This is a genomic window from Oleiagrimonas citrea, from assembly GCF_012395255.1.
Taxonomy (GTDB): Bacteria; Pseudomonadota; Gammaproteobacteria; order Xanthomonadales; family Rhodanobacteraceae; genus Oleiagrimonas; species Oleiagrimonas citrea.
Genome location: NZ_JAAZQD010000001.1, coordinates 892935 through 904215, shown reverse-complemented (window position 1 = coordinate 904215; position 11281 = coordinate 892935). Strand labels below are relative to the sequence as shown.

10 protein-coding genes and 1 pseudogene are annotated in these 11281 nt (G+C 62.6%); 6 read left to right on the top strand and 5 right to left on the bottom strand.

The genetic code is table 11. The annotated features are described in order from the left end of the window. The coding region (locus tag HF690_RS03980) for an IS110 family RNA-guided transposase (protein WP_168608495.1) at positions 1–596 on the top strand (596 nt) is incomplete at its 5' end. A gap of 1850 nt (positions 597–2446) precedes the next feature. Here the strand turns inward: HF690_RS03980 and HF690_RS03975 are convergent. After that, on the bottom strand, positions 2447–2902 hold the full coding sequence (locus HF690_RS03975) for a hypothetical protein (protein ID WP_168608494.1): 456 nt from the start codon (positions 2900–2902) through the stop codon (positions 2447–2449). 90 nt (positions 2903–2992) lie between these two features. Then, positions 2993–3439, bottom strand: a complete 447-nt coding sequence (locus tag HF690_RS03970; RefSeq protein ID WP_168608493.1) for a hypothetical protein — start codon at positions 3437–3439, stop codon at positions 2993–2995. Between the two features lie 184 nt (positions 3440–3623). Here HF690_RS03970 and HF690_RS03965 point away from each other — a divergent pair, with 184 nt between their 5' ends. Beyond that, entirely contained in the window at positions 3624–4622 is a 999-nt protein-coding gene (locus tag HF690_RS03965; protein ID WP_168608492.1) for an integron integrase, read from the top strand. A 44-nt stretch (positions 4623–4666) separates the two neighbouring features. Continuing rightward, positions 4667–6580, top strand: coding sequence for a DNA repair helicase YoaA (gene yoaA, locus HF690_RS03960; RefSeq protein ID WP_168608491.1), 1914 nt, complete (start codon positions 4667–4669; stop codon positions 6578–6580). Positions 6581–6587: 7 nt separating this feature from the next. Here the strand turns inward: yoaA and HF690_RS03955 are convergent, their stop codons facing one another. Continuing rightward, entirely contained in the window at positions 6588–7253 is a 666-nt protein-coding gene (locus HF690_RS03955; protein WP_168608490.1) for an O-methyltransferase, read from the bottom strand. Positions 7254–7357: 104 nt separating this feature from the next. Between HF690_RS03955 and HF690_RS03950 the strand changes: the two genes are divergently transcribed. The 3 genes and pseudogenes from HF690_RS03950 (at position 7358) to tsaB (ending at position 8895) form a co-directional block, all read left to right on the top strand. Continuing rightward, the gene (locus HF690_RS03950; protein WP_168608489.1) at positions 7358–7732 is read left to right on the top strand and encodes a VOC family protein; all 375 of its coding nucleotides are present in this window, start codon (positions 7358–7360) and stop codon (positions 7730–7732) included. A gap of 107 nt (positions 7733–7839) precedes the next feature. Beyond that, positions 7840–8127 (top strand): annotated as a pseudogene (locus HF690_RS15270) (DUF4440 domain-containing protein); the annotation flags it as partial. Positions 8128–8193: 66 nt separating this feature from the next. Beyond that, positions 8194–8895, top strand: a complete 702-nt coding sequence (tsaB, locus tag HF690_RS03940) for a tRNA (adenosine(37)-N6)-threonylcarbamoyltransferase complex dimerization subunit type 1 TsaB (protein ID WP_168608487.1) — start codon at positions 8194–8196, stop codon at positions 8893–8895. A 4-nt stretch (positions 8896–8899) separates the two neighbouring features. On the opposite strand, the gene corA is transcribed toward tsaB, so the two are convergent. Together corA and HF690_RS03930 are read right to left on the bottom strand one after the other, a co-directional pair. Next, positions 8900–9925 carry a magnesium/cobalt transporter CorA gene (gene corA / locus HF690_RS03935; RefSeq protein ID WP_168608486.1) on the bottom strand — a complete coding sequence of 342 codons (1026 nt, stop codon included), beginning with the start codon at positions 9923–9925 and terminating at the stop codon, positions 8900–8902. A 113-nt stretch (positions 9926–10038) separates the two neighbouring features. Beyond that, positions 10039–11280, bottom strand: coding sequence for a lipoprotein N-acyltransferase Lnb domain-containing protein (locus HF690_RS03930; protein WP_168608485.1), 1242 nt, complete (start codon positions 11278–11280; stop codon positions 10039–10041). Position 11281 lies beyond the last annotated feature (1 nt).

Sequence of the window (11281 nt, the reverse complement as noted above, 5' to 3'; positions counted from 1 at the left end):
CGCTGCGTCGGGAGCTGGCCGATCTGGATGCGCACGCCGCACTACCGGAATCGTTCAAAGAACTGCTGCGCGAATTGGCTGAGCACTGGTCGCAACTGCGCGAACGCCTCGATGCATGCGATGCCCGCATCGAGCTTCACGCAAGCAAGGACGTGCGCTGCGTGCGGTTGCGGGCTATCACCGGTATCGGGCCGATCACGGCCGATGCCGCGGTGGCCACGGTAGGCGATGCCCGTGAATTCAAGCAAGGGCGCCAGATGGCTGCCTGGCTGGGCCTGGTGCCCACGCAGCATTCCAGCGGTGGACATGCGCGATTGGGCACCATCAGCTGCCGTGGCGATGCCTACCTGCGCACCCTGCTGATCCAGGGCGCGCGCAGCAGCCTGCAGCGGGCCAAGGCGGTCGCCATGGAGAAGGCCACGCCCGAGCAGCTATGGATACGTTTGCTTGATGCGCGTCTGCCCTTCGGCAAGGTGATCGTGGCCATTGCCAACAAGCATGCGCGGCAGATCTGGGCGATGCTGGCGCGCGAGGTGGACTACGACCCGCACGCCTGTCTGCGGCACCCCATGCATCAGGAAGGCCAAGCAGCGTAATAGCAAGTTACCGATTCATCGCCAGCGCGAAGCGGTAGACAACGGGTCAGACCGACCCGGCGAGAACCTGACTAACTAGCTGGACGTCCAAACCGTGTTGCGGCCGATCCCCGCACACCGGACAGTCCGATGAATGAATGAGGTCGCCGGGTGCGGTTTATACCCTGGTCCGCACCGGCCGTATCGGTGCAACAAGACCGTCTAAGGAAATGCAGTCTGGCATCCGTTGCAACCGCAAAGCACGGGCATGTATCACGCAAAAAGTAAGACCGGAAGTGGCCCGAAAACCCAGGGCAAAGGCATCATGCGCCCGGCATTGACGGGGAGTCTCCTAAGGAGTTGTTAGGTCGGTGCATGGATGCAGAAACCATGCCCAGCAGTGCGGACACCACTCGACCGTTTCAGGGTTTGCGACTGTAAAGCCGCCGTTTCCGAACCAAAGATTGATAGGAGCGTTACACGATGGACACTCGGGAAGGCCGACCAGAACGTTGTTGATGACAAGGCAGGTGAGAGCAACTGAAAAGCTGGCAAGCGTGCAAACAACAACGGCAATAGTTGGCACGGCTGGTTTGAAAAGCACCCAAGCGCCGATAGTTGAGGCAAAGAGAATCATGCCCAAGTAAAAAACCGTGCGGAGCCAGCGACGTAAACTTGAGTGACGAAGGCATAGTTGTCCCCATGACTCAATAACTGCCGGGTTGACTGATGGCTTCTTAGTCATGGCTAACGCTGGAGTTAAGCTGCCGGCCGCTGGCGTAGCCAGTGGGCGGTCAGCTTGGACGAGTTGTTAGGCACCCGCCACTGCGAGTGGTGCCTTGTTTCCGCAAACTACGCAACGCTCTTCAGCTCTTGCGCAGTCGATGCACAGAACCCAGGAGCCATTGCAATAATTCTTATCGCTCTGGCTATTCCACGTTAAGCCGCATAGCGTGCAACCACGCACGGATCTTACGAGTTCCGTCTCCTTGCAGGCTGCTGAGCAGAACAATGGTTCTTGCTTGTTCGCCATGATCCTCCCTGGACGCCTAACGCTGGAGTTAAGCGGCGGCGGTACGCCGTCCGCTTGGACGAGATGTTAGCCGACACGGCCGAACCCAGCTGAGAGCGGAGACCACTGCACCCAGGAAGGGAAAGCTTGGCCAGCGAGGAAGGTGGCGAAGAGCTCTTTGACCTGCTTGGCAAGGAACCACTCGTTGCTTGCTAGTGCCACGGTGCCAGCGCTAAACGAGAGGGTGGTGCCGTTGGGGAACGGAACTACGGGAGTGGCTTGAGAGCCGCGATGGTGCTGCCCAGAAGCGCTGCGCCACTCGATGAGGAACAGCCCGGGGCCACCTGCGGCTTGTACGTATGCGCCTGCCTCGGAGCTAAGGGCGCAGTAGGAAGACTTCGTGAGCGAGAGCGCGTGCGCAATTTGAGCCTCCGTGGGCGACTCAATCGGCTTGCAGTTTTCTCGGGTGAACACCATGGCTGTCCCTGCCGGCTAACGCTGGAGTTAAGCGGCACGCGTCAGCGTGTCCGCCTTGAATGAGTGGTTAGGACAGCCCTAAGTGCAGGATGCCTGGTAATAGCATGGTTACTAGCGCGATGCACCAAAAAACTAATCCAACTAGCATGCAGCGCATGAAGTTGCGTGTATAGCGCACCGCCGGCTCCGCACTGGAATTTTCCCCCGAAAATCTGACTTCCCACACACGGAAATATTTGGTTTGGTCCTTAGCCATGCGAAGTCGGATCGAAAAGTAAATTACGGCGAAGACGCACACGATAAAGCCAACAATAGAGATCCAAAAAATTATATGGACGAGGAGATACATTTTTGCCCTAACGCTGGAGTTAAGCGGCCCGCGTCAGCGGGTCCGCTTGGATGAACTGTTAGCCACGGAGTCTTCCTGGTGGGGAGGAGCGGGCTGGTATCTGGCCAACGGCGCACCTGTGCAGATGATGTCGATGATTGGGAACTCGGTGACAATGCGATAGTGAACGGGAGCCTCATACATCGCGAGTTGCGACAACGAGAATGACTGTAGCCAAACGGAATCTTGCACGATCGCCACATGGGCCTGCTTAGGCCATACGGGCTCATCGTCGTTGGCGTTCCAAGGGTGTACATACTCTTCGTGCAGCGCAGTTGCAGCGACATTCGGAAATTCGATCACTACACTCGGACCGATTGCCACGCCTTCACGGTAGCCCTGGTCGAGCCGAACGACGGCGTCGGGGAAATCAACGACCAACTCCGCTGAGAGAAAGCGCTTCTCTACTTGTTCCGCCAATGGCCACCAAGGTTCGTAAGTTTGAACCACTGGATACCTCCCGTGTTGGCTAACGCTTGAAGTAACCGGCGACGAAATCGCGTAGCGATTTTGGCGTCCGGTTGACTGAACTGTTAGATTTCAGTGCCTTAGCTCTAGATACTCGGCGACTAAAGCATCGAAGTCTTTGTATTGCTGAACCAGCCACTTAAATACCTCTGCTCGTTTCTGAATGTGCTTGGTGCGCTCCGGCCCAGACGGTTCTTTGGACATCGTGTTGTGCAGCTCCAAATCTACGATCTTGTGCCAGAGAGCCTCATCCAAGTAGTGGGCCACCTCTATGCCAAATACCCAACGAGCCGTGCGCGTACCCTGCAGATACTGAAGCTGCTGCTCTTGCGTTAAGTTGCCTTGGCGCGTGATGCAACCGAGTGCTTCTCGCACTGCCGAATACACCTCCATGCGCTTGTCGAAAAGATCGAGCTTCAGCTTGTTGCGTGCGATTTGAGACTGGCGAAACGCTATCCACGCGGCAATGGCTGCGATGATAGGAATTCCGATTGCTGAAATGTATTCCGTCCAACACACCAAAATCCACCCCTGAAATCTAACTTAAATTCGACCCCCTAAACGGGGTGTTGCACCGAGTATGCATGCCGCTCCCCTCGGGGGCAATCAGCGAAACCCTACATAAAATCATTGGGTTGGCTTCTTTTGCTGGATGCAAGTTCTGTTCATTCTATGGGGTGTTATACGACGCCATGGAGGGTGTATGAGTTACGTCGACGGATCAGCGGGTGTAACAGAGCGTAAGCCACTCAAATTGTTCGACATGGTGCGTTCGCGTTTGCGCGTGAAGCACTACAGCATGCGGACTGAGCAGGCGTATGTGGCCTGGATCCGCCGCTTCATCCGCTTTCATGGCAAGCGTCATCCCCGCGACATGGGTGGTGCGGAGGTGGAAGCGTTTCTCACCCACCTTGCGGTAGAACGGAATGTTTCTGCGGGAACGCAGAATCAGGCGCTTGCCGCCTTGTTGTTTCTCTACAGGGATGTGCTGGGTATCGAGCTTCCCTGGATGGAATCGATCGTGCGTGCACGGAGATCGCGCCGCTTGCCTGTTGTCTTGTCGCGGGAGGAAATCAAACGCTTGCTGGGGTGTCTGGATGGCAAGCATTGGTTGATGGCTGCGCTGTTGTATGGAACAGGCATGCGTCTCATGGAATGTCTGCGCTTGCGAGTAAAGGACGTGGATTTCGAGCGTGGCGAGATCGTGATTCGCGAGGGCAAGGGTGCGAAGGATCGTCATGTTCCCTTGCCGCAACGTCTGAATCAGGCGTTGGAGCGTCAGATCGAGCGCGCACGTGTTCAGCACGAGCTGGATCTTTCCGACGGATACGGTGCGGTGGTATTGCCGAAGGCCTTGGCGCGCAAATACCGTCATGCCGACCGGGAATTCTGTTGGCAGTTCCTGTTTCCGTCCGAGCGACTGTCCACGGACCCTCGGTCGGGCAGAGTGGCCAGGCATCATCTGGACGAGTCGGTGTTGCAGCGTGCGGTGAAGTCGGCACGTCGTCGCGCCGATATTCGCAAGCTGGCCACGTGCCATACGCTGCGGCATTCCTTCGCCACGCACCTGATCGAGAATGGCCACGATATTCGTACCGTGCAGGAATTGCTCGGTCACAAGGATGTGCGCACCACGCAGATCTACACACACGTTCTGCAGCGTCACGCCAGTGGTGTGCTGAGTCCGCTGGACAGCATGTGACCCGTATGGTTTCGCGTTTTGCACGCCTCGGCGATACTGGCGCGATGGATGCATACGAAGAGATCGCCGGCCTGCTCGGCGCGGACGGGCCGTTTGCGCGCGAGGTGCCGAATTTCGCGCCGCGCGAAGCGCAGCAGGCCATGGCGCGGGCGGTGGCGGAAGCGATCGATCAGGGCGAGATGCTGGTGGCCGAGGCCGGGACCGGCACGGGCAAGACGTTCGCTTATCTGGTGCCCGCGCTGACTTCGGGCAAGCGAGTGATCGTGTCGACGGGCACCAAGGCGTTGCAGGATCAGCTGTTTTTCCGCGATCTGCCGCGCGTGCGCTCGGTACTGGATGCGCGCGTGAAGATCAGCCTGCTGAAGGGGCGCGCCAATTATCTGTGTTTGTATCGACTGGATCAGGCCGTGCGCGAGGGCAGTTTCGCCAGTCGCACCGAATCGCAGCAGCTGGCGACGATCCGCGCCTGGTCCGCACGCACGCGGCGCGGCGACCGCATGGAGCTGGCCGAGGTACCGGAGGAGTCGCCGCTGTGGCCGCGGGTGACCTCGACGACGGAAAACTGCCTGGGCAGCGAGTGCCCGTTCTTCGACGATTGCCATGTCTTCAAGGCGCGGCGCGAGGCGGCGGACGCCGATGTGGTGGTGGTCAATCATCATCTGCTGCTGGCCGATCTGGCGTTGAAGCAGGAGGGCTTCGGCGAGATTCTTCCGGGCGCGCACGCCTTCATTCTGGACGAGGCGCATCAGTTGCCGGAGCTGGCCGGGCAGTTCTTCTCGCATTCGGTGAGTGCGCGGCAATTGACGGAGCTGGCGCGCGATGCGTTGGCCGAAGGCGGTGGCGTGACCGGCGCGACCAGCGTGTTGCTGGAGCCGTGCGAGGCGCTGCAGGAGTCGGTGCGCGCGTTGCGTCTGGCGGTGGATCGTCTGCCGTCACGCGGCGCGTTGGCGACGTTGCTGCGCAAGGATGCCGCCGTCGAGGCGCTGCAGAAACTGCAGCATACGCTGGAGGATCTGGCCGACGCGCTGGCCAGTCAGGCCGAGCGTTCGCGCGGGCTGGCGAATGTGCACGAACGCGCCGAGACGCTGTCGGCGCGACTGGCGCGCATCGACGAGCGTGACAGCGAGGGCGAGGTGCGCTGGTACGAACTGAGCGGGCGTGGGTTCGCGCTGCACGCCACGCCGCTGGATCTGGCGACGCCGCTCAAGGCCATGCGCGAAGCGTCGCAGGCGGCCTGGATCCATACCTCGGCCACGCTGTCGGTGGCGGGCGATTTCAGCCATTTTTCCGATCAACTGGGCTTGGTCGATCCGGTCGAGCTGGCGCTGGACAGTCCGTTCGACTACGCCCGGCAAGCGCTGTGCTACCTGCCGGAGAACCTGCCCGAGCCGCGTGAGGAGTGCTACACCGAGCGTGTGATCGAGGCCGTGCTGCCGGTGCTGGAAGCTTCCAACGGCCGCGCCTTTCTGCTGTTCACTTCGCATCGCGCATTGCAGCGTGCAGCCGATCTTCTCGCCGATCGCGTGCCGTGGCCGTTGTTCGTGCAGGGGTCGGCGCCGCGGCATCAGCTGCTGGAGGATTTCCGTCATTCCGGCCACGGCGTGCTGCTGGGTGCGGCCAGTTTCTGGGAGGGCGTGGACGTGGCCGGTGAGGCGCTGTCGGTGGTGGTGATCGACAAGCTTCCGTTCGCCGCGCCGGACGATCCGGTGCTGCAGGCGCGTCTGGAAGCGATGCAGCAGGCCGGCGTCAATCCGTTCATGGGCTGGCAGGTGCCCAGCGCGGTGATTGCGCTGAAGCAGGGGGCGGGTCGCCTGATCCGCGACGTGAATGATCGAGGCGTGCTGGTGCTGTGCGACCCGCGCCTGCGCAGCAAGGGCTACGGTCGACTGTTCCTGGCCAGCCTGCCGCCGATGCCGCGCACGCATGCGGTGGAGGACGTGCAGGCGTTCTTCGCCTGAGCGCTCTTCAGTCGACGATCGCCATCGCGAAGCCGTCCCAGCCCTTGTCGCCCACGGTCTGCAGGACGGTCGCGGTCAGGCGCGGCTCGTCGGCGATGAGGTCCAATGCCCGACGCGTACCGCGCACGGCCGGCGAATCGCTGTCGGCGTCCAATACATGTCCCTGGCGCACCACGTTGTCGAGGATGATCACCGTGCCCGGCCGCGACAGGCGCAAGGCCCATTGCAGGTAGTCCGGGTTGTGGGTCTTGTCGGCGTCGATGAAGACCAGGTCGAAGGGCCCCGCGCCTTCGCTTTCCAGTGCCGGCAGCGTGTCCAGCGCCGCGCCGACGCGCACGTCCACGAGCTCGGCCAGGCCGGCGCGCTGCAGGTTGGCGCGTGCGACTTCGGCGTGCTTCGGTTCGAATTCGAGGGTGGTCACATGGCCGTCGTCGGGCAGGCCGCGCGCCATGCAGAGGGTGGAGTAGCCACCCAGGGTACCGATCTCCAACACCTTGCGCGCACCGCACATGCGGGCAATCAGTTGCAGAAACTTGCCCTGCAGCGGCGAGACGTCGATGGCCGGCAGGCCGGCTTCGTCGTTGGCGGCCAGCACGGCGTCGAGCGTGGCGTCGGTGGCGTGGGTGCGGTCGGCCAGGTAGGCGTCGACGGCGCTCCAATCCTGTTCGGTCATGCGGGATTCCTATGGCGATGATGAAACCTTGCCCCCTGCACGTGCAGAGAGTTTCGGCTATAAGGCAAGGGACATCCTGACACCACGGTTCGAGGAATGCAGTCATGGCAAAAGTGACGGGTTTGGGCGGCATCTTTTTCAAGGCGCGCGATCCGCAGGCGTTGTCGGCGTGGTATCGCGAACATCTGGGGCTGGAGATCGGCGAGTGGGGCGGGGCGATGTTCGCCGAGGATGCCTCGCGGTCGGGCTACATGCTGTGGTCGCCGTTCAAGGAGGACACCACGTATTTCGCGCCGAGCGATAAGCCGTTCATGGTGAATTTCCGCGTCGACGATCTCGATGCCCTGCTGGCGCAGCTGCGCGAGGCCGGTCAGCCCGTCGACGAGCGCACCGAGGAAAGCGAGTTCGGCAAGTTCGGCTGGGTCATGGACCCGGAAGGCACGCGCATCGAACTGTGGCAGCCGCCGGTCGAAGGCTGACTGCGGGATGGCGAAAGAGGAGCTTTCGGCGCGCGGTACGGTGCTTGAGACGCCTGCGTGTGCTGGAAACCCGTGTTCCACCGCCCTGACCGAGGGGCACGCGCGCGGACTACGAGGCGATGATGGCGCCGGATTTTTGGGAGGTCGGTGCCTCGGGGCGGTGCTGTGAGCGTGCTTTCGTGCTCGAGGTGCTCGAACATCGGCGTGGCGAAAGGGAATCGCATGCCTGGCGGACGAGCGACTTTGCCTGCCGCGAGCTGGGTCCGTCGACCTGGTTGCTGACCTACGCGCTGGATCAAGGCGGGCGCGTCACGCGGCGGGCGACGATCTGGCGTCATGCCTCGCAAGGGTGGGTTGCGCCATACCGCCAGGGGACCCTGGTAGCCGATGACTGATTCTGTACGCCTGTCGGGTGCATACCGGTGCTGGGCGGATGTCTGAGCCGGTGCCACAATAACGCGATGAATATTCTTGCCCTGGAAACCGCCACCGAGTCGTGCTCCGTTGCCCTGCTGCGCGGCGACGATCTGTTCGAGCGCAGCGAAATCGCTCCGCGCAGACATGCCGAGCTCGCGCTGCCGATGGCCGATGCGGTGCTGGGCGAAGCCGGTTTGACACGCGCCGATCTGCACGGGATCGCCGTGGGGCGCGGTCCGGGATCGTTCACGGGGGTGCGTCTGGCGGTGTCCATGGCGCAGGGGCTGGCGTTGGCGCTGGATCTTCCGGTGGTCACGGTGTCTTCGCTGGCGGCGCTGGCCCTGGAGGCTCCGCATGACGGCGCGCCGGTGGTCGCGCTGATTGATGCGCGCATGGGCGAGATCTATGCGGCAACGTTCGAGCGTGGAGAAGGCGGTGAGTTGACCCTTGTGGGCGAGGAAACGGTCTGCCCGCCCGAACGCTGGCAACCGGACATCGATCTGACGTCATGCCATGTGGTCGGCACGGGGTGGGGCACATACGGCGATGTGCTTGCGGAGAAATGGGGCACGCCACGCAGTGCCGAAGCGGAGTGCTACCCGCAGGCGCGGCATGTCGCGCGACAGGCGGCTCCGCGCTTTGCCGCGGGCGACACGCTGGCTCCCGAGCAGGCCCTGCCGGTTTATCTGCGCGACAAGGTGGCGCTGACCATCGCCGAGCGCGCCGAGGCGAAAGCGAAGGCCTGAGACGTCACAGCCACCGCGCGCGTTTGAGCGCCCAGTACACGCCGCCCATCAGCGACAGCGTCACCACGATCATGCTGGGATAGGCCCAGGGCTTGTTCAGTTCGGGCATGTGATGGAAGTTCATGCCGTACCAACTGGTGATCAGCGTCGGCGTGGCCAGCATCGCGGCCCAGCCGGCCAGCTTCTTCATCACCTCGTTCTGGCCCAGTGTCACCAGCGACATGTTCACGTTGATCGCGGCGCCGAGCATCTCGCGCATGGCGTTGGTGGCTTCGTTGACGCGGAATACGTGGTCGTAGACGTCGCGGAAGTACACGCGCGTCTCCTCGTGGATCAGGTTCGCGTGCAGACGCACCAGCTGGTTGGTCACGTCCTGCAGCGGTGCGACCGCCAGGCGCAGATTCATCAGGTCGCGCTGCATGTCGTACAGGCGCTTGATGGTGGTGCGCTTGTAGGTCTCGGCGAAGACGTCCTGCTCCAGTTCCTGCAGCTCCTCGCGGAAGTCGCGCACGATAGGCATGTAGTTGTCGACGATGAAGTCGAGGATCGAATACAGCCCGTAACTGGGGCCGAGTGCGAGCAGTTCCGGCGCGGTTTCGCAGCTGCGGCGTACCGGTGCGTAGCTGAGCGAGGCGCCATGCCGCACGGTAATCAGGTAGCGCGCGCCGAGGAAGATGTGGGTTTCGCCGAAGGCGATGCGGCCCTGCAGTGGCTGGGCGGTCTGCACCACGATGAACAGCGAGTCGCCATAGGTTTCGATCTTGGTGCGCTGATGCGCGTAGTGCGCGTCTTCGATGGCCAGGTCGTGCAGATCGAATTCCTCCTGCAGTCGTTCCAGCAGATCCTCGTCCGGTTCGTGCAGGCCGACCCACACGAACGCATCCGGGTCCTTCATCGTCTCGCCGATGCGATCCAGCGGAATATCGCCGATGCGTCGGCCGGTGCGATGGTAGGCGACACAGTTGACGATGGACGGGCGGTCGCCGTCCGCAGCGACCGGGGGCGGAGTGTTGGCGAGCGATGAAGGCATGGTCGCCATGATGCCGCCGTGCGGGGCGGCATGGCAATCTGGACCGCGGCGCGGGCTGCCTGGCGTTCAGGTCAGCGCGATGCCCTGTTCCGCCATCGCGGCGGCGGGTAGGATCAGGACGCGGCGCGTTTGCGCAGCGTGTGCAGCAGCGCGGCCCACACCGGAAGCGCGAGCAGTATCCAGGGCAGATTGCGTTGTGCCAGCAGGTGCGTGAGGTTGCCGAGCAGCGCCAGGGCGGCCATCGCCGTGACGATCCAGGCGATGAGGTGGGTGCGGCGTGATGTCCGTTTTCGCCACACGGCGATCAGCAATCCCCACGCCAGTGGATTGAACAGCAGAAGGTTGGCATTGGCCCAGCCGGCGACATGTGCGGTCAGGGTCCACAGCGCCAGCATGAACAAGCCGGCGGTTCCGGCCAGCAGCAGCCACAGCGAGGACAGCGCCGCGAAGCCGATACGCGCGCCCGGGCGCTTGGACTGACCGAGAAGAAGCAGTGCGAGGGCGAGTGCCGTGCCGACCAGCAGCATCGGCAGACGGAGGTCCGGCGCCGTCTTCGGGGGCGTCTCGATCCGGTTCGGCGAGAGCCTCGTATCCTGCGTCAGCAGCAGGCGTCGCTGGCCGTTGGCCGTGACCGTGACGTGGGTCAGTTCATCGGCCAGCACCACCGGCAGGAAACTCTCCTGCCAGGCGTTGAGCGGTCGGTCGGCGTAGTGGCTCAACCCAAGGTCCAGCAGCAGCATCAGCCAGGGTTGCGCGGCCATCAGGCGATCGGTCTGCTGACGATAGGTCAGGCCGCCTGGGCGCGCCTGCAGGGCTTTCTTGAGCTGGCCGTCGAGCGCGTAATCGAGGGCGTCTCGGACCTTGGTGGTGCAGTTGCTGGTGTAGTAGTCGTATCGGTAGTGCAGATTTTCCGGCCGCAGGTTCCAGAACAGGAAGTCACGCAGCCGGGCGGCCTGTTCGGGAGTCAGATTCAGGGTCTGGTGGCGCACGGAACGGCCCTGCTGGGCGTACCACATCATCTCCGGTTCGCTGCGCTCGGCGTCCATCATGTAGGTCATGTGGCCGCGCGCGAAATTGAGCAGAAAATGCTTCTGGTCGAAGTCGAACACGCCGTAGTTGAAGTTCATCGACTGCCCGCTGGAGATGTCATAGATCTCGATGGCGTCGTGACCGAAGCGTTCCCAGTAGATTGCGCCCGGACCGTAGGTGACCAGGGATACGCGCAGGTCCTTGCCGGGCGCGTCGCGCACGCCGCTCCAGGCCGGCAGTGCGGCGCACAGCGCCAGTAGAAAGAGCAGGGGCAGGGCGAAGCGGCGCGGCTGGAGGCGCGTGCGGTCAGTCGATGTGCACGCCATG